Below are 19,930 nucleotides of genomic sequence, written 5' to 3' on the forward strand. Positions count from 1 at the left end.
TAGTCGGGACGGACCTCGGCGACCATCCGGACCGCACGACGCCGCAGCTCGGCGGGGTAAGGGGAAGGACGTGCCATGACTCGATCCTCTCAGAGAATCAAGCCTCCATCCGACCCGGGGCGGTTCAGCCAGGTGCGCACCGACGAGCTCGTGTAACCGGGTCATCCCGACCAGCCCTTCTGGCAGCCGCGCCTTCACCAGCCGCCGACCGGTCTCGTCCTGCACCTCCACATCGTGATGATCTTCCGCCCAGTCATCCCCGACGAACAGCACCCAGGCCTCCTCCGCGCCGGCAGCACAACCAGCAGCCCACGGGAGATCGGCCACGCCCTCATGGTCAAGTGGTCACGTCACGATCGACGGCCACGACATCCCATCGGTAGTTCGCTCTCCCGACCACCGGCAGGGGCACGGTCTGTTGCTAGGGCTCGCAGGCCCTGTGCCCAAGAGTGCTCACCCACCGGCGGCTACCGGCACCGAGCCTGCCGTATCGCGACCCGGTACGTCCCATTAGTGCCGGTCGCCGCGGATCGCAACACGGCACTCAGCCTGCCCGTCACAGCTTGTAGCGAATCAAAGCGGTTAGTTACCTCGCCGGAGCCCTGGGACTTCAGTCACGAGTCGTCGACACAACCCGGGTCACGGTATGTGATTATTGATCGGCGGGCGTGAGAGTAGGTGTGGATTCGACTGCCGACGGCCGGATCCACTGGAACTCGAGCACCGGCCGGCCGGTCCCGCCGTAGCGAGCGCGGCGCTCCACCAGCTCGGCGTTGACAAGGTGCTCCAGGTACCGTCGGGCGGTGACCCGCGACATGCCCAGTGCGGTGGCCGCCTCCCCCGCCGAGATTCCCTGCCCAGATGCACGCAGCAGGTCGACCACCGTATTCAAGGAATCAAGGCTCATCCCCTTGGGTAACATGGGCACATCCGCCCCGCGCAGCCTGGCCAGCATCTGGTCGACCTGGTGCTGGCCAGCCACGGCGCCACCGGCTGCCAGGGAGGTGCGGAAGGCTTGGTAACGCTCCAGCTTGTCGCGGAAGGTCGCGAACAGGAAAGGTTTTAACAGGTACAGCACGATCCCCTGGGAGACCGCGCCGCGCACCACGGTGAGGTCGCGGGCCGCGGTCACGGCGATGACGTCCGTCTGGTTCCCACTCGCTCGCATCCGCCGGACCACGTCGAGGCCGTGCAGGTCGGGTAAGCGCATGTCGAGCAGGACTAGGTCGATCTCGCGGTGGGCGAGCAGCCGCAGCGCGTCGGTGCCGGTGGCGGCCTGGCCGGCGAGACCGAAACCGGGCACTCGGGTCACGTACTCGGCGTGCGCGTCGACGGCCACCGGGTCGTCTTCGACCACCAGCACCTTGAGCGTTCCCATCGCAGCGATCACAGCTTACTCTCCCATCCGGTGTCAGGATACGGCCCCAGCGGCCCGCGTACACCCGGCGAGACGACCACCTCGGTGATCACGGTGGCAGTCGCAGCGGGCGATGCGGCGGCCGAAGTGGGGGGGGACGCGGCAGACGGGCCGGTGGCGGGGACGGGCAGCCGCACGGTGAACCCGGCGCCCTGCTCGTGGGTCACCTCGATCTGACCGCCGTGACGGTGCACGGTCTGCCCGACGAGAGCGAGACCGAGCCCGCGGCCGACCAGCCGTTCGTCACTCTTGGTGGACCAGCCGCGGCGGAAAGCCGCGGCGGCGTCCTCGGGCGCGAGTCCGGAGCCACTGTCGGCGAGGTGCAGCTCGAGGCTGGCATCGACGAGACGGGCCTGGACCCGCACCCAGCGCGGCGCCGGCGCGTCCAGCGCGGCATCGAGAGCGTTGTCAATCAGGTTGCCGACGATCGTCACCAGGTCCCGCGGTTCGAACAGCCCCTCCGGCACCTCGATGTCGTCGGCGATGATCAACTCGACGCCGCGTTCGCTCGCCTGCGCTGCCTTGCCGAGCAACAGCGCGGCGAGCACGGGTTCGGCAAGGGAAGCGGCGATCCGGTCCGTCAGCTTTTGAGAGAGGGCCAGCTCCTCGGTGGCGAACTCCAACGCCTGGCGCGGCCGACCCAACTCGATGAGGGATACGACGACGTGCAACCGGTTCGCCGCCTCGTGGGCCTGGGAGCGCAACGCCTCGGCGAAGCCGCGGACCGAGTCGACCTCGTCGGTCAGCGCCTGCAGATCGGTGTGGTCGCGCAACGTGACGACCGTGCCCAGATCTTCGCCGGCCCAGCAGGCCCGGGCCTGGTTGACGACGAGGATGCGGTCGCCGACGGGGTGAATCTCGTCGGTGCGCTCTCTGCCTTCGGCGAGTACCTCCGTCAGTGGAGACGGAAGCCGGACTGTCGTGGCGGGCGCGCTTTCCCCCAGCCTTAGCAGCCGGCGCGCCTCGTCGTTGACGAGAGCCAGCCGGCCGGCACGGTCCAGTAGCAGCAGACCCTCGCGCACAGCGTGCAGCACGGCGTCGTAGTACACGTACATCCGGTTCAACTCCACCGGTCCGAGGCCGTGAGTCTGGCGGTGCAGCCGGCTGCTGACCAATCCGGTGCCCACGGCGGCCAAGCCGAGCGCGGCGACGCCGGCCAAGCCGAGCGCGGGCAACTCACGGTGCAGCTCCCGACTCACCACGGAGCGGGTGACACCCACCGAAACCAGACCCAACACCTTCCCGGAGGCGGCGGAGGAGGAGGCCATCGCACCCGACCCGCCCGCCGAACCGGCGTCGTCGCCACCGATATCGAACACCGGGACCACGGCCCGCACGGACGGCCCGAGCGTGCCGGTGTAGGTCTCGGTCAGCACGCCGCCGGCGAGCGCGGGTTCCACATGACCGAGGAAGCGGCGGCCGACCTCGTCCGTGTTCGGATGGCTGTAACGGATGCGGTCGACGTTCATCACGACCACAAAGTCGGTACCGGTACGGAAGCGTACGTCCTCGGCGTAGGGAGCGAGCAGGCGGGACGGGGCGGCGTCGTGAAGCGCCGCCAGAACAGCCGGGGACGCGGCGACACTTTGCGCGATCGAAACGGTGCGTTCAGTCGCCGCACCCAGGGTTGCGCGCTGCGCCTGCACGTAGGCAGCGGCCACCGAAGCCACCGCCACGACCACGATCACCAGCACCTGCAGGCCGAAGATCTGTAACGCCAGGTTTCCGTGAACTCTAGGACGTCTAAGCCGACAGTCCACGAAACCGTTAGTTCCCGTCATGGACGAACATAATGAACACAACAGTGACTCGTGTCACTCCACGATCCACCCTGTGCTGACCGGACTCGGCCGATCATCGCGGCGCACGCGGCCGCGTCGAACCCGGCCGGCGGTGCCATACCCGGCCACGCTCCACCCACCGGTCACATCCGGGATCAGGAGGACACAGAACCCATGGTGCAGATCAACCGGGCACATATCAACCGAGCCGGACCCCACACGGCTGGCGCTCCCGGGACCCCGCCCCCCGAGCCGGGAACCAGGCGCGATCGTACGCACTTGCTCTACCTCAGCGTCATCGCCGCCGTCGTGCTGGGCGCTGCGCTCGGCATGCTGGCTCCTGGCGTCGGCAAGGACCTCAAGCCGCTGGGCGCCGGCTTCATCAGCCTGATCAAGATGATGATCAGCCCGGTGATCTTCTGTACAATCGTGCTCGGCATCGGATCCGTCCGTCAGGCCACGCAGGTCGGCAAGGTCGGCGGGTTAGCGCTCGGCTATTTCACGCTCATGTCCACCGTGGCGCTGGCCATTGGCCTCGTCGTCGGCAACATCATCCATCCCGGGTCCAACCTGTACCTGAGCGTGACCCAGGCAGCCGCGGGAGCGGCCCAGGCCAAGGGCACTCATACAAGCACGGTCGACTTCCTGCTCGGGATCATCCCGACGAGCCTGCTCTCGGCCCTCACCGCAGGCGAGGTGCTCCAGACCCTGCTCATCGCGCTGCTGGTCGGGTTCGCCCTGCAGGCGATGGGTTCCGCGGGTGAGCCGGTGCTTCGAGGCATCCGCCATGTCCAGCGTCTGGTCTTCCGCGTCCTCGTGATGATCATGTGGCTGGCACCCATCGGCGCCTTCGGCGCGATCGCGGCGGTGGTCGGATCCACCGGCTGGGAGGCCATCACCAGCCTGCTGCAGATCATGCTCGGCTTCTACGCGACCTGCCTGATCTTCATAGTGATCGTGCTAGGTCTGTTGCTGCGGACCGTCGCCGGTATCTCGATCTTCTCCCTGCTGCGTTACCTCTCCCGGGAGCTGCTGCTCATCCTCTCGACCTCGTCGTCGGAGTCGGCGCTGCCCCGCCTCATCGCCAAGATGGAGCACCTGGGCGTCGCCCGCCCGGTCGTCGGCATCGCCGTGCCGACCGGCTACTCCTTCAACCTCGACGGCACGGCCATCTACCTCACCATGGCCTCACTGTTCGTCGCGGACGCCACCGGGCAGCCGATGTCCGTCGGCGAGCAGATCTCCCTGCTGCTCTTCATGATGATCGCGGCCAAGGGCGCCGCCGGGGTCACCGGCGCGGGTCTGGCCACCCTGGCTGGCGGCCTTCAGTCGCACCGTCCCGAGCTGGTCGACGGCGTCGGCTTGATCGTCGGCATCGACCGGTTCATGTCCGAGGCGCGCGCGATCACCAACTTCGTGGGCAACTCGGTCGCGACCGTCCTGCTCGGTGCGTGGACCGGCGAGCTCGATCACGAACGCGCCCACAAGGTGCTGCGCGGCGAGATCCCCTTCGACGAGGTCTCACTGCTCGCCGACGTGGATGAGCCGGCCACCATCGCCGGCTCCGGCCCTCAGCGCGACGCATCCGACAACGGCGCCACCGATGCCGCCTACGGCGGGGTCGATGCCCTCAGCCAGGGCATATCCACACACGGTGGGACTCCGCTCACCGCTTCCGGCGCCGCCACGCCCGGCGCGACGGCGAAGTAGCCCGAGACAGTCGACGAGCGGCGGCAGTCCGGAAAGGTATGTCGGTGAGAGCGCGTCCGAGAAGGAACGTTCGATCAGGCAGACGCTCCGCACCCAGGTCGGCCAGCGGCGATGCTCGCCGGACTCCGCTGGCCGACGCGGGTAGATCAGTATGGTCTTTTCCAGACGCCGTCCTCGGCACCCTCGTGCCGCGAGGCCTCCCGTCCCGTGATCTCCCTACAGCCACGCCGCGGGCCGCTGGCGTCTGTGCCACCCCCTCATCGGGCTGTCGGTCCACCCGCCCCCGGCGCCCCTATCTGTCAGCATGAGGTGAGGCAGGTTCCAGCGATCGAACAGACCGGCTACACACAGAACACGATCGCACGGGCGCTCGTCACGGCCAGTAGCGGGCTGATCGGCCTGTCCATCCCGGTGATCACCAACCCCTACTTCACCGACGTGATCCACGCGATCGAGACGAACGTGTCTGCCACCGGTTACACCCTGATACTCGCCGACTCGCGCGAGGACCCCGAGCATGAGCTCCGGGCCCTCCGGGCGCTTCTTCAACGTCGGATCGACGGGTTGATCATCGTACCGGCCGGCGGTGACAGTCAGCTGGCGTTTGAGCACCTCGCTGCGAGCTCCGTGCCGACGGTACTCATCGACCGGCTGGCGTCAGCCGAGTTCGATCAGGTCGGACCAGACAACGAGGAGCCGAGCGCGCAGCTCGTCGAGCACCTCGCAGAGCTGGGACACGACCGAATCGGCATGATCGCAGGCCTGAACGGTCTCACCACCACCCGCGAGCGACTGGCCGGCTATCGACGAGGGCTGGACCGACACGGACTGCCTTATGACGAGAAACTAGTTGCCGGCGGCGGTTCCCAGATCGAGGGTGCCAGGGCAGCCGCCCACACCCTGCTAGCACTGCCGAGTCCGCCAACCGCGCTGGTCGTCGCCAACAACCTCATGACGATCGGGACCATGCAGGCACTACGGGAGACAGGTCGGCGCGTGCCCGACGACATCGCGCTTACCTGCTTCGACGACTTCGAATGGGCCGACCTCTTCTCGCCCCGGCTGACCACCATGGCCCAGCCACGCGTTGAGTTGGGCAACGTCGCGGTGGAGTTGCTGATGCGACGCCTCGCCGACCCTACGGTACCTCCACGCACGGTACGACTCCCCCCCCCAGTTCCATGCACCGCGACTCCTGCGGCTGCACACTCAAACAACGAATGGTGATGGGCCAGAACAAGGGGGTCAGCGGCCCTTCCAGTCCGCCAGCCTGACACAGGCGGGTCACCTGATATACCGTTCACCCGTCCCTGATTGTCCTATGGATGATCGTGGCGCGAGTACGCCCGCTTCCGGCACCGCCGACTCGGTCGGAGGGAACCTCCGTGTTAAATGCGATGCGCCGGCTAAGATTTCCGACTTCCTGCCGATTCTGCCCGGCTCGAGGCACTTTTTTCCAGGCGCCGGACACGACGCCGTTCAGCACTATGGAACAGGGAGCGCAGGGATAAGCTGCGGTTCACCCAGTCATGCAAGATTCGCCGCAACGAGGTGTCGTGAAGATCTCTAAAAGAAGGCGGCCATTTTTTGTGGTCGCTGCCTTACTTGGCGGTGCGCTAGTGCTCGCTGGTTGTAGTCCAGTCAGCGAGTCAACAACCAGCCAGGCGTGCGATACTCCCGGAATCACCGCTGGCGAGGTCCGCCTTGGGCTCTTGATATCCGAGAGTGGCGCGGGAGCATCGATGGCCCAGCCGTTCAGGGCGGGCGTCGACGCCCGCCTGGGCGTGGCGAACGCGGCCGGAGGGGTCCACGGACGCAGGGTTACATACGTGTGGCGAGACGACGAGTCGGCATCGGCGGTCAACCTTGCTTCGGCACGAGATCTCCTCTCCACGGACGAGGTATTTGGAATCGTCGAGGCCAGCGCGGAGGCGTACGGTTCGTCAGCACTTCTACACGACTCTGGGATCCCGGTCGTGGGTATAGCACTGGATCCCACCTGGGCCTCCAACGACAATATGTTTAGCTTTACGAACATGATGGCAAAAAATTCTTCCGTCAGCATCTGGGGCGATTTTGTCGCAGCCCAAGGCGGCCGTCGTGCATTGATATTAAGGCACGCATCCTCTGCGGCTTCAGACATCCTCGCAACGAGAATGTCCGATAGTCTGCAGGCTGCTGGAGTAGCCATTCTTGGAAACGACGAGATCAGCGCCCTGACGCTCGTTCCCGCCGTTATCGGCGAGCGGATCAAAGCCACCGCAGCCGACACTGTAGTATTTGCCATGGACGCTGAGAACTCCTATCGGATCGTGGCAGCGGCCCGAGCAGCCGGTGCGGCAATCAGGGTCGCTCTGGTGCCACCGGACGGCTACGACCCCCGAGCGCTCCACGACTGGGGAAGCGCCATCGCGGGCACCTACTCCTATCTTCCGATCACACCGTTTGAGGTGAGCACCCCCGTCTACCGCGGGTTCTTCAACGCCATGGCCGCCTATGCGCCTCAGTTGCAGCCACCGAATCAAACCTTCGCAGCGGAGGGCTGGATCGCCGCCGACATGTACCTGCGCGGACTGGCCATGGTGGGGGGCTGCCCGACCCGCGCAGAGTTCATCAGCGGCCTGCGGTCCGTTCAAGCCTACGACGCTGAGGGGCTGCTACCCGCGTCGTTGAACATCAGCACAAGCGTTGGCGAGATCATCCGCTGTCTGCACTTCGTGCAGGTCGCGCCCGATGGGACCCATTTCGCGCAGGTAACCCCGACGCCGCTGTGCGGCAGGCGGCTAGCCACAGACGACTGAGAGAGTTAGCTGTGCGGGCGACTACTGCTAGTAGGACTTGGTCCCTGTTGGTGGAGTGACCGGTGGGGCCGGTGGTAGTGATCGACGTAGTCGGTGAGGACGGCGATCAGGTGTCGTTCGCTGAAGATGAGGAGGGAGTCGAGGCCTTCGCGGCGGACGGTGCCGACCCAGCATTCCGCGAAGGCGTTCGCGACCGGAGTCCGCTTAGTACTGCAATGGAGATAGCCCGCACTATAAAATGATCCACTAACAACCTCGGGCCCCGGCACCCGGGGTTACGGAATACCCTTAGGATTTGACCGTGCCACGAAGAGCCAAGATAGTTTGCACCCTCGGCCCGGCCACCAACTCGCCCGAGATGGTCCGCGCCCTCGTCGACGCCGGGATGGACATTGCCCGGCTCAACTTTTCGCACGGATCCCACGAACAACACGCAGCAGCTCACGCTCTCGTCCGGGAGGCCGCCGAGGCCTCCGGTCGCAGCGTCGGAACCCTCGCCGACCTGCAGGGTCCCAAGATCCGGCTCGGGAGGTTCACCGACGGCGGCGTCACGCTGCTGCCCGGACAGCACTTCACGGTCACCGTCCGTGACATTCTTGGTAACCAGGAGCAGGTCGGCACCACCTACGCCGGGCTGCCCCGCGACGTCTCCGCCGGAGACACCATCCTCGTCGACGACGGTCGGCTGAACCTGCGCATCGACGGTGTCGAGGACACCGACGTCCGCACCACGGTCGTGATCGGCGGCAAAGTCAGCGACAACAAGGGCATGAACATCCCGAGCGCGGCCCTGACCGTGCCGGCGCTGTCCGATAAGGATGCCGACGACCTGCGCTTCGCCCTCAAGCTCGGCGTCGACATGATCGCGCTGTCGTTCGTCCGGTCCACCGAGGACTACACGGCGGTCCGCGCAATCATGGACGAGGTCGGGATCCGTGTCCCGGTCCTCGCGAAGATCGAGAAGCCACAGGCCGTCGACGAACTCGACGGGATCATCGAGGCCTTCGACGGCCTCATGATCGCCCGCGGCGACCTCGGTGTCGAGCTGCCACTCGAGGACGTCCCCCTCGTCCAGAAACGGGCCGTGAGCCAGGCGCGTGAGCGGGCCAAGCCTGTCATCGTCGCCACCCAGGTCCTCGAGTCGATGGTGAACGCCCCCCGGCCGACCCGGGCTGAGGCCAGCGACTGCGCCAACGCCGTCCTCGACGGCGCCGACGCGATCATGCTCTCGGCCGAGACGAGCGTCGGGTCCTACCCGATCGAGTCCGTCGCGACGATGGCGCGGATCATCGAGACCGCCGAGGCCGACCTCGGGCGCATCTCCCCGCTGCGCACGGCGCCCCGCACCCTCGGTGGCGCCATCGCCCAGGCGGCGGTGAGTGTCGGCGAGGCCGTCGGGGCCCGGTACTTGGTCGCCCACACCGTCAGCGGTGACACGGCCCGACGTCTGGTCCGTTACCGCAGCTCCGTCCCGGTGCTCGCGTTCACCCCCATCCTCGGCGTGCGCAACCAGATGGCGCTGTTCTGGGGGGTCGAGACGATCCTCGTCCCGTTCGCGGAGAGCACGGACGAGATGGTCCGCCAGGTTGACACCGCCCTACAGCAGATCGAGCGCTGTCGGCCCGGCGAGCTCGTCGTGGTCGTCGCGGGCACGCCGCCCGGCGTCGCGGGCACGACGAACACGATGCGGGTGCACCGCATCGGAGAGGCCATCTGATCGAAGATCCTGATCGGTGCCCTGGCTCCCACAGCCGGGAGTGTCCGATCAGCGGTCGGGTAGCCCGGGGGATCTCACCCCCGGGCTCCCACAGAGTCGGGTAGGCCGCCGGCGAGGTGCCCACTCTCGTGGGTCTTTTTCCGTCGGCCCCCCGCCGAACCCGCCGGGCGGCGTTAACCGCAAAGGGCTCTCCAATGGTTATGCCGTGGGTTGCGTGGTAGGCCGGCCGGCGTGGATGGCCTTGCGGCAGGGGCGGCAGGTGACGAGTGTCTTTCTCTGTCGCATGGCCATGACTCGGATCCAAGCCGTTTTTTCGCGTCGTCCTGATCTGTTGAGGTCCGCGAGGTGGCGGATGTGGTGGACTTCCGCCCTGTCCGTTGCTCCGCAGATCTCGCAGGCGCCCGCGAGGATCCGGTGGATCAACTCGTTGCCGCGGGCGGTGTTCAGGACGAGCGCCCGGTCTTCGAGGGCTACCGTTTTCTGCCGTTGTAGCGGTATTCCGCCGAATCGTGCGACCAGTGGTTTCCTGCCGTCGCGCTGGACGGTAACCTGAAAGCAGGTGCGCGGTCCGTGGTCCGTCTTCATGGTGGTCTTGTATTTCCGGGCCATCGTGTTGACGGTGGAGCGGTGCTTGCCTGCCAGGGTCTTGAGCATGGAGGTTTTCATGGTCCAACGCAGTTTCTGGAGCTGGTAGACGTCACCGGCGAGCAGGTAGTACTGAACGACGCCCCGGTACTCGGCCTGATACTTCGACACGATCGTGTAGTCGGTGTCGTCGAGCATCTGTGGCCGTTGCGCGGGTTCGCCGCGCCGGGTTTACTAGGTACATTTGTTTCTGATCACCTCTGGGGGGGGGCCCGTAGCCCGATGGCTCCGTTGACCGACCGGCGACCCCGGGCGATCTTCGTGTCGGAGTGCTGGGCGCCGATATCGTAGCCGAGGAACGACGTCATTCCGGTGGGTCCGCACATCTACCATCTGGAGATTGGGATTCAGGCAATCCAGCTTTCGCCATATCGTGCGGGCTCAACAGCGGCCCGTCTTCGACGCCTTCGCGACGCCCGCCGTCTCCTCGCATGCTGCTGTCCCCCTGATTACGTAGGTGGGAATGGGATCTCCATGGCCGTGGTGACGGCTGCCACCATGGCGATGCCCCAGCCGGCAAGCCGTTCCGGAATGGCCGACGCAGGGCCAGGCGTCATGACCGCCAGGACAAAGGCCATCAGCGTGGCCTGTCCGGCGACGGCGAAATACGCGTTGAGGACCCCGGAAAATAGCACAACCCATGCAACCAATGCAGTCGCCGGTACCGCTAGCCAGGCCGACCGGGAAGACAGCGTCCCGATGACGAGAAGCGGAACGGCGCCGAGTGCGAACGCAGCATAGGCCATCAGCCTGGCACTAGCCGGCCCGGTGAACTCGACGAACTCCAACAGGACGTAGGAGCCGAACCAGGCGAACAGGCTCAGCCGCACGTCCCCGCCGACCAGATAGGTAACGGCCAGCAACACGGGGGCTACGACAGCCACCCGGACGGCCGCCTTGAGGTTAATCAGCCCGGGGTCGCCGGAGAACGCCCCAGCGAGCCGTCCCGACCACCCGTTCCGCATCAGCAGCTCTACCAGCCCTGGATCGTCGCCATACCGACCCAGACCCTCCCACACCCCACTGAAGACGGAAACATTTGGACAGAACCCAACCCGCCGCACGTGCCATCTCGACTACCCGACCCACACCCTCGTCAGGTGCGCTGCCACCGCGCCAAGGGTGGGAGTGTCCGATCAACGTGGAACAGAGCCGTTGATCGAGCACTTCCTCACCGCTCGCCCTCGTCGTCTGATCACCAGGCCTAACTGCGGCCCGATGTGCCGCACCTTCCCAAGATCGAATAATCCCTCATATCCGATTTGGCGTCGCGCAGCAGCGCATCAGCAGGCATCTGCTCGACCTTGCGCCCGACGGCCTGATCGTGAAGGTCGAGCAGCAGGAGCTCGCAGACGCGATCGACTTGAGGCGTATAATGGCCGCGCGATCGCTAGCTGCGTGCAGCCTGCCTCGTGGTGCGACACCCGTCGCGTATCCGCGTCCGTGACCCGAGCGAACTACACGTCCTGGCGTCGGGACGGGAGGCAAACGCCGTGCTGGGCAAGCCGCGGAAAGGGGGCGAGACCGTCGACCTCCGCCCTTGATGAACCCGCTGCTGCCCCTGCATCTCCCGCTTCGGCGACGCGGTTGCTCGCCATCGAGTGTCTAGCTGGCCTGGAGGCACTGACCGACGAGCTGGTTGGCGCCGTCCATGCGGGCGACCGTCCCTGGATCGCAGCCTACGACACGGTGTCAGTGGATGATCTGCGTCGGGGTTGCAGCGCCTACCTGCGGCGAGTCCTCGAACGAATCGCAGGCGAGGTCTCGGACGTAACAGACGACGAAGTGGCGGTGGGCATTGGCCGCGCCCGGGCGGAGCAGGGCGTCCCGCTGGAGGTGATGTTGCGAACCTTCCGGCTAGGCGGGCGAGTCGTGTGGGAGGGCTTGCTGCGTGCGGCCCGGCGTACCGGGGCGAGCTCGGAGATCATTGGCCCAGCGGCGACCGTGCTCTGGACCGTCGTCGATGGCATGTCCTCGTCGCTGTCAACGGCATACCGGCAGATGCAGCTCGACCAGCTACGCCGGGCCGAGCGACGGCGCCACGCGGTGTTCGAGGATCTCCTGGCCGGGCGTGCAGACGACGCGGCATTCCTGCAGCGCGTAGCCGGCGAACTCGACCTGCCCGTTGGTGGGCGGTACCTGGTAATAGTTGCTGCCCTGTCTGGGCAGCGGTCACCGGCCGGGCGCGCGCAGATGGTGCTGGACTCTCACCGTATCCGGTCGATTTGGCATGAACGGGCCGATACGGTCGTCGGGGTCGTCCCACTGCCCGAGACGTCGTCCTTTTCGAGTCTGTCGTCCGATACGGGCGCGGCGCTGGGCGTGCGTGCGGCCGCCGCACACGTCGACGGCGGCCTGGCCGCCGTTGCTCTGGGTCATCGACTCGCTACCTTGGCGCTGAGCACGGTGTCCGTCAACGCGTCGGGCCTTGTGAGCATCGACGAACGTGTCCCAGAATCCCTTCTCGTCCGCTCCCCGGAGCTGTGCCGCCGGCTCATCGACACCTGGCTTGGCCCGGTACTCGCCCTGCCTGTCAAGGAAGCCAAGCCCCTCTTGGACACCTTGACCGCCTGGCTCGAGGCCGACCGGTCAGCCTCGGTGGCTGCCGAGCGACTCTTCTGTCACCGCAACACCGTACTGAACCGGTTGCACCGCGTCGCAATCCTCACCGGACGGAGCCTCGACGGCCGGCGACCCTTCGTCGAGCTGTCGCTAGCGCTGAGCGCCCTGGAGCTTCCCGAGCCACCCGCTTTCTGATACGCCTCTGTCGGCGGAACGCCGCTATCCGGAGCGGGCGGGTCGACGGACGGCGGGCGAGTCGACGCTTGGGCATGGTGCACAAAAGCCGACCACCAGCTCTGGGCACTTCGGCATGGTCCCAGCGCTCCGGATAAAGAACACTCGACCTCAGCGCGGGCGGTGTGTCTTCCCCTGCGGTGACCATCGTCGAAGGGCTCACCGGCATGCCAGATTTCGATCTGCTCGTCCTCGGTGGCGGACCCGGGGGGTACGTCGCTGCGATCAGGGCCGCCCAGCACGGCCTCTCCGTGGGGTTGGTGGAGAAGGAACGCCCCGGTGGCGTGTGTCTGAACTGGGGCTGCATCCCCACCAAGGCGATGCTGCGCTCGGCCGAGGCGTTCGACGTGGTCCGCCGAGCACACGAGTTCGGGGTGCGCACGGGCGAGCCGACCGTCGACTATGACGCCGTCCGGCGCCGTAAGGATGACATCGTCAAGGGACTGGCCGACGGCGTGGCGGGACTTCTGCGGGCTAACAGCGTCACCACAATCGCCGGCCACGCCCGCATGACGGGGCCGACCTCGGTCGAGATCCTCGAGGTCGGTGACGCGCCGCTCGGGCCCGGGGGGCCCCTGTACGCCGCGCCCCCTACGGGCATGACGGCCACCCGGTCGGTCAGCGCCCGCGATGTCGTCATCGCCACGGGCTCACGGCCCGCCGAGCTCCCGGTGCCTGGCGCGGACCTGCCGGGTGTGATCACGTCCGACGGTGCGTTCGGCCTGACCGAGGTGCCCGAGCGCGTCGTAATCGTCGGCGGCAGTGCCGTGGGAGCCGAGTGGGCCACCCTCTTCGCCGAGTTCGGAGCCGCGGTCACCGTGGTCGAGATGCAACCGACCCTGGTCCCGGCCGAGGACGCAGCGATCGGCGCCGCCCTAGCCCGTTCCTTTCGCTCGCGTGGGATCGGTGTACTCACCAGTTCAACCGTCTCCGCCATCGAGGTGGCCGCACCGCTGCGCGTGGTCGTGGACGGCCCGGAGCCCGGGTTGATCGAGGCGGATGTCGTCCTGGTGGGAGCGGGTCGCGTCCCCAACACCCGGGACCTCGGGCTCGACGTGGCCGGGGTCACCACCGACCGGCGGGGTTTCGTAACGGTCGACGACCGGATGCGGACCGATGTCAAGCACGTGTTCGCGATCGGCGATGTGACGGGTCGGGCCATGCTGGCCCACGTCGCCTCGCACCAGGGCCTCGTCGCGGCGGACGTGGTCGCCGGGCACGACCGCCGTATGGACTACCGCGTGGTCCCCGCCGCGACCTTCACGCACCCTGAGATCGCGAGCGTCGGGCTGAACGAGGCGGCCGCCCGGAAGGCGGGCATGGACGTCACCGTCGCCACCTTCCCCTTCGCGGGCCTGGGTCGTTCCCGTACGTTCGGCCGTACCGAGGGCTTCATGAAGATCGTCGCTGGTACGGCTCACGGCGAGATCCTGGGCGTCCACGTCATCGGCCCGTCTGCCAGCGACCTGATCACGGAGGGCGCGCTAGCCCTGACGCTCGAGGCGACGCTCGATGAGCTCGCAGAGACGGTCCACGCCCACCCCACGCTCGGCGAGATCGGCATGGAGGCCGCGCTCGTCGCGCTCGGCCTGCCCGTGCACGCGAACCCGCCACGAACCCGCTGAACCGGAGGGGACCTCATGGCCACCCGCACCGCCCGCCGCCGGAACGAAGCGACGACGATTGACCACGCACCGATCAGCTCCGAGGACCCGGATACGCTGCGTCAATACCTGCGCCAGATGGCACTGATCCGCCGCTTCGAGGAGCGCGCGGCGCAGGGCTACACCCAGGCCAGGATCGGCGGCTACTGCCACCTCAACCTGGGCGAGGAAGCGACCGTGGTCGGAACGATGGCCGCACTGCGCCCCACCGACTACCTCTTCACGAACTACCGCGAGCACGGCTACGCGATCGCGAAGGGCATCGACCCGGGCCGGGTCATGGCCGAGTTGTACGGCCGCACGACCGGCACCTCGAAGGGCTGGGGCGGCTCGATGCACATGTTCGACACCGAGGCCCGCTTGCTGGGCGGATACGGGATCGTGGGCGGCCAACTACCACTCGCCACCGGCGCTGCCCTGGCCGTCGCATACCGCGGGGGCGATGAGGTCGTCCTCTGCCAGATGGGTGACGGGACCACGAACATCGGCGCCTTCCACGAGTCGCTCAATCTGGCCGCCCTGTGGAACCTGCCGATCGTCTTCCTAGTTGTCAACAACGACCTCGGGATGGGCACGACGGTCGACCGGTCCTCGGCCGAGCCGGAGCTGTTCAAGCGTGCCTCGGCCTACCGAATGCACGGCGAACGCGTGGACGGCGCGGACGTGCTCGCCGTCCACGCGGCCACGGCGAGGCTGGTTGAGCGGGCCCGCACCGAGAGCCGCCCGGCCCTGCTTGAGGCGGTGAGCAAACGACTCAAGGGCCACTCCGTCGTCGACCCCGCCCGGTACCGCTCCGCGGACGACGTCGCGGCCGCCCGAGATGCCGACCCGCTGGTCCGTTTCCGCGCCGCTCTGGCCGCCGCGCGCGTCTTCGACGAGGCCGAGCTCGACACCGTCGTCGCTGAGGGACGGGCCGCCGCGGATGATGCGGTCGCCTTCGCCGCCACGAGCCCGCATCCGGACGTTTCGACACTTTTCGACCACACCTACGCAACCCCGGTGGCCAGCGTGGCACGGCGGCTCCCCGCCGACCCCATCTTCTGACCCATCCAGGCCGCCCCCGTACCGCAAGGAGCACCCATGCCTGTCCTCTCCTACCGCGAGGCCCTGCGCAGCACGTTGCGCGAGGAGCTCATCCGGGACGACAACGTCTTCCTGATCGGTGAGGAGATCGGCGTCTTCGAGGGTTCATACAAGATCACCGAAGGTCTGCTCGGCGAGTTCGGCGACAAGCGGGTCCGGGACACCCCGATCTCGGAGGAGGGCTTCGTCGGGGCCGCGATCGGGGCGGCGATGCTAGGACTGCGCCCGGTTGTGGAGCTGATGACGATCAACTTCTCGCTCATCGCCATTGACCAGATCGTCAACCATGCGGCGAAGATTTACGGGATGTTCGGCGGGCAGACGAGCGTTCCGATGGTCATCCGCACGCCGGGTGGCGGCGGGCAGCAACTCGGCGCCACGCACTCGCAGAACATCGAGCTTTACTACGCGTTCGTCCCGGGTCTGAAGGTCGTCGCCCCGAGCACCCCAGCCGACGCGAAGGCCCTGCTGCGAACCGCGATCCGCGACGACGATCCCGTGCTGTTCCTCGAAAACCTCGCGCTCTACAACGTCAAGGGCGAGGTGCCCGAGGATCTGCCGACGGCGGAGATCGGCAGAGCCGCGGTGACCCGACCGGGCACCGACATCACCCTCATCGGCTACTCCCGGATGGCGGCCGTCGCCCTCGATGCCGCCGAGAAACTGGCTGCCGAGGGCGTGTCAGCCGAGGTCGTCGACCTGCGGTCGCTGCGCCCGCTGGACCGCGAGACACTCGTCCGCTCGGTGCGCAGGACCGGATGCGCTGTCGTCGCCGAGGACGACTGGCTCACGTACGGCATTGGGGCCGAGGTCGCCGCCTCGATCTCCGAGGGCGCTTTCGACCACCTCGACGCGCCCGTGCGTCGCGTCGCTGCGGCCGAGGTGCCGCTCCCCTACGCAAAGTCGCTCGAGGACGCCGCACTACCGTCGGTCGACTCGGTCCTCACCGCGGCGCGCGAAACCCTGCACGCTGTCGGCCGCCGCTGACACCTCCGCCGACCGACGCCGAGTATCCGAGGAAGGGCCATGCCCGAGATCACGATGCCCCGCCTGTCCGACACGATGGAGGACGGCCTGATAGCGCTGTGGCGCAAGCAGGTCGGCGACAAGATCACCAGCGGTGAGATACTCGTCGAGGTCGAGACCGACAAGGCAATCATGGAGCTTGAGGCGTACGACGACGGCGTCCTAGAGCGGATCCTCGTCGATGAGGGCGGCCGAGTGCCGATCGGCACTCCCATCGCGGTGATCGGCGACGGAACCGGCACGGCGTCGTCCCCCGACTCGTCGGGCGGGCCGGCGTCGAACACCGCCCCCGGCCCGGCCTCACCCGCCTCGACCACCTACGGGCGCACGGACACCACAGGCGGTACTGACGGCGCCGGAGCTTCCGCCGACAGCGCGGGGGACAGCCGTGCAGACCGTCCCCGTTCCTCACCGCTAGCCCGCAAGATTGCGGCCGAGCGGGGCGTGGACCTCGCCAACATCGTCGGCACAGGCCCCGGGGGACGGATCGTACGCGTCGATGTGGAACACGTGGCCGACACCATATGGAGCAACGGCATCATCCTGCCCGAACCGGTGCGCCCGGCTCCGAACGGAACCCCGACGGCACGCGACGCCGCGCGGTCCCCGGCACCCGAGGCGGATGTCGACGAGCTCCCACTGTCCGGGATACAGCGAGTGGCCGCGAAGCGGCTGACCGAGAGCAAGCAGCAGGCTCCGCACTTCTACCTCACGCGCGCAGTCGACCTCACGGCACTCACGGCCTTCCGCACGACCCTCAACGAGACTCTGGCCGCGACCGGTGGGCCCAAGCTGAGCATCAATGACCTCATCGTCAAAGCCGTCGCGACAACGATCCGCGCTAACCCGTCCGTCAACGTGTCCTTCGGTGGGGACGTCCTGCGCCGGCACCGGCGGATCAACCTGGGCATCGCAGTTGCGGTGGAATCGGGACTGGTGGTGCCGGTCATCACCGACGCCGACCGGCGGCCGGTGTCTGAGATCGCCACCATCGGCCGGGAGCTCGCCGAGCGCGCCCGCGCCGGCCGCCTGCAACCCGCTGACATGAGCGGTGGCACCTTCACGATCTCCAACCTCGGGATGTTCGGCATCGAGCAGTTCGCGGCCGTCATCAACCCGCCCGAGGCCGCGATCCTCGCGGTAGGCGCCGCCACCCAGGAGGTGCGGATCGTTGACGGCGAGATGGTAGCGCGCGCGATCCTGCGGCTGACGCTGTCCGCAGACCATCGCGCAATCGATGGCGCGACCGGCGCCCGGTTCCTCCAGGACCTCGCAAGGATGCTCGAGACCCCACTCCGGATCGTCAGCTGAAAGGAGTCAGTTGCATTGTGGGAAGGCAGGGGGGTCTGTTGCATCGGCGGAGTCCGCTGTCCCGCGGCCGTCGATCGGTCATGATCGAGTGATGCGTCGACGTCGTGCCTGTCCACCAGTCCCGACATCGGAGTTCGCGGGGTTTCGGTTCCCACCTGAGGTGATCATTCTCGCTGTCCGCTGGTACCTGCGATACGCCCTGTCGGGGTCTGTTGCATTGGGGGATGGCAGGGCATGGCTGACCCTGCCGAGTGGGTGATCAGATCGCGAGGGTGAGCTCGGTGAACGCGGCTGTCAGCCGTGTGTGCGGGTCGGTGTCGGTCCCGAGTTCGTAGTGGCCGCGGCGGAGGGTCTGTTGCATTGCGGGATGGCAGGGCATGGTCGACCCTGCCGAGCGGGTGATCAGATCGCGAGGGTGAGTTCGGTGAACGCGGCTGTCAGCCGTGCGTGCGGGTCGGTGTCGATCCCGAGTTCGTAGTGGCCGCGGCGGATGTTCTGGACCAGCGCATGCCCTGCGCTGATCGTCTGGGCGGAACGCAGCCGTTTCAGGCCGTGCATCGGGCGGAGCCGGGCTTTCAACCGGCTGTGATCGGATTCGATCCGATTGTTCTCCCGCGCGGCGTCGACGTGGCAGGCCTCGGGGAGCAGCTCGTCGAGGATCCGCGGGTAGACCGGGGCCTTGTCGGTGGTGACCTCGACCGGCCGGCGGCCGTGAGACAACGCCGCGGTGAAGAACCGGCGTGCCGCAGCCTGATCACGGCGGGTGCTGGCGAGGACGTCGATGACCTGCCCGTGCTGGTCAACCGCCCGGTACAGGTAGGTCCAGTGGCCGGCGACCTTGACGTAGGTCTCGTCGACGAACCACCTGTCCCCAGGACGGTGCCGACACGACCGCGCGGCGTCGACCAACAAGGGCGTGAAGCGTTGGACCCACCGGTAGACCGTAACGTGATCAACCTCGAGGCCGCGTTCGGCCAGCAGCTCCTCTACATCCCGGTACGACAGGGCGTATCGCAGGTACCAGCGGACAGCAAGAATGATCACCTCAGGTGGGAACCGAAACCCCGCGAACTCCGATGTCGGGACTGGTGGACAGGCACGACGTCGACGCATCACTCGATCATGACCGATCGACGGCCGCGGGACAGCGGACTCCGCCGATGCAACAGACCCCCGTGGACCGGCGTTAGAGACATGCCCCGTCGAGGGCCGAACAATGAGGAACCGGCACTGGGCCTCACCACCTGGGGAGTCGTCGCATCGACTTCACCAGGAGGCCAGATTGCGTTACGTCGGGTGGGACTGGGCGAGCCGGGCCCACGACGTCACGGTGCTCGAGGACGACGGCAGCGTCGTGGACCGGTGGGCGTTCTCCCATACCGAGTCCGGGTGGATCTCGACGTTGCACCGGCTACGCCGGTTCGGGGATCCCCACGATCTACCGGTGATCATTGAGCGGACCAGCGGACTGGTCGTCGACCGTCTTCTCGATGCGGGACATCCGGTCGTGCCGGTACATCCGACATCGTTCCACGCGGCCCGCCCCCGCTGGGGAGCCTCCGGGGCGAAGTCCGATCCGGGTGACAGCTACAAACTGGCCGACTACCTGCGCACCGATGGCCATCGCCTGCGCCGACTGGCCCCGACCGATCCCGGTCTGCGTGAACTGCAGGCCCTGGTGCGGCTCCGCGACGACCACGTCCGTGCCCGCACCGCAGCAACCAACCAGCTCACCGCCACTCTCGACGCCCACTGGCCAGGCCCACGAGACCTGTTCTGCTCGTTGGCCTCACCAATCGCGTTGGCGTTCCTCTCCGACTACCCCACCCCGCAGGCAGCGGCGCGTCTCGGTGAAGCTCGGATGGCCGCGTTCACCCGGCGGCACTCCTACCGCGGAGGCAAGACCCCCGCGGATCTCCTTGCCCGGCTCCGCGCCGCACCGGTCGCCCCCCTCGGCCTGCCACCCGCAACCCTCACCG

The 19,930-nt window shown here is 67.4% G+C and carries 16 protein-coding genes and 2 pseudogenes; 11 read left to right on the forward strand and 7 right to left on the reverse strand.

Annotation, left to right across the window (positions count from 1 at the left end; translation table 11 throughout):
* Positions 1–123 precede the first annotated feature (123 nt).
* The 3 genes and pseudogenes from AB1460_RS29060 to AB1460_RS29070 form a co-directional block, all read right to left on the reverse strand.
* Positions 124–273, reverse strand: a pseudogene (locus tag AB1460_RS29060) (IS110 family transposase); the annotation flags it as partial.
* Between the two features lie 379 nt (positions 274–652).
* On the reverse strand, positions 653–1,378 hold the full coding sequence (locus AB1460_RS29065) for a response regulator (protein ID WP_368965281.1): 726 nt from the start codon (positions 1,376–1,378) through the stop codon (positions 653–655).
* Between the two features lie 8 nt (positions 1,379–1,386).
* Complete coding sequence (locus AB1460_RS29070; RefSeq protein WP_368965282.1) at positions 1,387–3,198, reverse strand: ATP-binding protein; 1,812 nt, start codon at positions 3,196–3,198, stop codon at positions 1,387–1,389.
* Between the two features lie 174 nt (positions 3,199–3,372).
* Between AB1460_RS29070 and AB1460_RS29075 the strand changes: the two genes are divergently transcribed.
* The 3 genes from AB1460_RS29075 to AB1460_RS29085 all read left to right on the forward strand — a co-directional run bounded on the left by AB1460_RS29075 (position 3,373) and on the right by AB1460_RS29085 (position 7,709).
* Positions 3,373–4,908, forward strand: coding sequence for a cation:dicarboxylate symporter family transporter (locus AB1460_RS29075; RefSeq protein ID WP_420497404.1), 1,536 nt, complete (start codon positions 3,373–3,375; stop codon positions 4,906–4,908).
* A gap of 309 nt (positions 4,909–5,217) precedes the next feature.
* The gene (locus tag AB1460_RS29080) at positions 5,218–6,135 is read left to right on the forward strand and encodes a LacI family DNA-binding transcriptional regulator (protein WP_368965284.1); all 918 of its coding nucleotides are present in this window, start codon (positions 5,218–5,220) and stop codon (positions 6,133–6,135) included.
* 302 nt (positions 6,136–6,437) lie between these two features.
* Entirely contained in the window at positions 6,438–7,709 is a 1,272-nt protein-coding gene (locus AB1460_RS29085; RefSeq protein WP_368965285.1) for an ABC transporter substrate-binding protein, read from the forward strand.
* A gap of 5 nt (positions 7,710–7,714) precedes the next feature.
* On the opposite strand, the gene AB1460_RS29090 is transcribed toward AB1460_RS29085, so the two are convergent.
* The gene (locus AB1460_RS29090; protein WP_368965286.1) at positions 7,715–7,978 is read right to left on the reverse strand and encodes an integrase core domain-containing protein; all 264 of its coding nucleotides are present in this window, start codon (positions 7,976–7,978) and stop codon (positions 7,715–7,717) included.
* 32 nt (positions 7,979–8,010) lie between these two features.
* Between AB1460_RS29090 and pyk the strand changes: the two genes are divergently transcribed.
* Positions 8,011–9,426: a pyruvate kinase gene (gene pyk / locus AB1460_RS29095; RefSeq protein WP_368965287.1), complete on the forward strand. Its 1,416-nt coding sequence runs from the start codon at positions 8,011–8,013 to the stop codon at positions 9,424–9,426.
* Positions 9,427–9,624: 198 nt separating this feature from the next.
* On the opposite strand, the gene AB1460_RS29100 is transcribed toward pyk, so the two are convergent.
* Together AB1460_RS29100 and AB1460_RS29105 are read right to left on the reverse strand one after the other, a co-directional pair.
* On the reverse strand, positions 9,625–10,209 hold the full coding sequence (locus AB1460_RS29100) for a group II intron reverse transcriptase/maturase (protein WP_368965288.1): 585 nt from the start codon (positions 10,207–10,209) through the stop codon (positions 9,625–9,627).
* Between the two features lie 311 nt (positions 10,210–10,520).
* A complete protein-coding gene (locus tag AB1460_RS29105) occupies positions 10,521–11,036 on the reverse strand; it encodes a hypothetical protein (RefSeq protein WP_368965289.1) in 516 nt (171 codons plus the stop codon).
* A 622-nt stretch (positions 11,037–11,658) separates the two neighbouring features.
* Here AB1460_RS29105 and AB1460_RS29110 point away from each other — a divergent pair.
* The 6 genes and pseudogenes from AB1460_RS29110 to AB1460_RS29135 all read left to right on the forward strand — a co-directional run.
* Entirely contained in the window at positions 11,659–12,828 is a 1,170-nt protein-coding gene (locus AB1460_RS29110) for a PucR family transcriptional regulator (protein WP_368965290.1), read from the forward strand.
* Between the two features lie 206 nt (positions 12,829–13,034).
* Positions 13,035–14,492: a dihydrolipoyl dehydrogenase gene (gene lpdA / locus AB1460_RS29115; protein ID WP_368965291.1), complete on the forward strand. Its 1,458-nt coding sequence runs from the start codon at positions 13,035–13,037 to the stop codon at positions 14,490–14,492.
* Between the two features lie 15 nt (positions 14,493–14,507).
* Positions 14,508–15,575, forward strand: coding sequence for a pyruvate dehydrogenase (acetyl-transferring) E1 component subunit alpha (gene pdhA / locus AB1460_RS29120; RefSeq protein ID WP_368965292.1), 1,068 nt, complete (start codon positions 14,508–14,510; stop codon positions 15,573–15,575).
* Positions 15,576–15,611: 36 nt separating this feature from the next.
* On the forward strand, positions 15,612–16,601 hold the full coding sequence (locus AB1460_RS29125) for an alpha-ketoacid dehydrogenase subunit beta (RefSeq protein WP_071082436.1): 990 nt from the start codon (positions 15,612–15,614) through the stop codon (positions 16,599–16,601).
* A gap of 39 nt (positions 16,602–16,640) precedes the next feature.
* Positions 16,641–17,951: a dihydrolipoamide acetyltransferase family protein gene (locus AB1460_RS29130; protein WP_368965293.1), complete on the forward strand. Its 1,311-nt coding sequence runs from the start codon at positions 16,641–16,643 to the stop codon at positions 17,949–17,951.
* Between the two features lie 91 nt (positions 17,952–18,042).
* A pseudogene (locus AB1460_RS29135) lies at positions 18,043–18,156 on the forward strand (IS6 family transposase); the annotation flags it as partial.
* A 197-nt stretch (positions 18,157–18,353) separates the two neighbouring features.
* On the opposite strand, the gene AB1460_RS29145 reads toward AB1460_RS29135, so the two are convergent.
* On the reverse strand, positions 18,354–19,064 hold the full coding sequence (locus AB1460_RS29145) for an IS6 family transposase (protein ID WP_368965294.1): 711 nt from the start codon (positions 19,062–19,064) through the stop codon (positions 18,354–18,356).
* A 169-nt stretch (positions 19,065–19,233) separates the two neighbouring features.
* Here AB1460_RS29145 and AB1460_RS29150 point away from each other — a divergent pair.
* Positions 19,234–19,930 (forward strand): IS110 family transposase (locus tag AB1460_RS29150; RefSeq protein ID WP_368965295.1); only part of this gene is annotated, 697 nt, incomplete at its 3' end.

Source organism: Parafrankia sp. FMc2, assembly GCF_041008525.1.
In the GTDB taxonomy this organism is placed as follows: Bacteria; Actinomycetota; Actinomycetes; order Frankiales; family Frankiaceae; genus Parafrankia.

What these genes read in the sequence shown, in the direction of transcription:
- AB1460_RS29075 (WP_420497404.1), top strand. Translation starts at nt 3,373, where the DNA reads ATGGTGCAGATCAACCGGGCACATATCAACCGAGCCGGACCCCACACG.
- AB1460_RS29125 (WP_071082436.1), top strand. Translation starts at nt 15,612, where the DNA reads ATGCCTGTCCTCTCCTACCGCGAGGCCCTGCGCAGCACGTTGCGCGAG.
- AB1460_RS29065 (WP_368965281.1), bottom strand. Translation starts at nt 1,378, where the DNA reads ATGGGAACGCTCAAGGTGCTGGTGGTCGAAGACGACCCGGTGGCCGTC.
- AB1460_RS29130 (WP_368965293.1), top strand. Translation starts at nt 16,641, where the DNA reads ATGCCCGAGATCACGATGCCCCGCCTGTCCGACACGATGGAGGACGGC.
- AB1460_RS29100 (WP_368965288.1), bottom strand. Translation starts at nt 10,209, where the DNA reads ATGCTCGACGACACCGACTACACGATCGTGTCGAAGTATCAGGCCGAG.
- AB1460_RS29070 (WP_368965282.1), bottom strand. Translation starts at nt 3,198, where the DNA reads ATGACGGGAACTAACGGTTTCGTGGACTGTCGGCTTAGACGTCCTAGA.
- AB1460_RS29085 (WP_368965285.1), top strand. Translation starts at nt 6,438, where the DNA reads ATGCAAGATTCGCCGCAACGAGGTGTCGTGAAGATCTCTAAAAGAAGG.
- AB1460_RS29105 (WP_368965289.1), bottom strand. Translation starts at nt 11,036, where the DNA reads ATGCGGAACGGGTGGTCGGGACGGCTCGCTGGGGCGTTCTCCGGCGAC.
- AB1460_RS29145 (WP_368965294.1), bottom strand. Translation starts at nt 19,064, where the DNA reads ATGCGTCGACGTCGTGCCTGTCCACCAGTCCCGACATCGGAGTTCGCG.
- pdhA (WP_368965292.1), top strand. Translation starts at nt 14,508, where the DNA reads ATGGCCACCCGCACCGCCCGCCGCCGGAACGAAGCGACGACGATTGAC.
- lpdA (WP_368965291.1), top strand. Translation starts at nt 13,035, where the DNA reads ATGCCAGATTTCGATCTGCTCGTCCTCGGTGGCGGACCCGGGGGGTAC.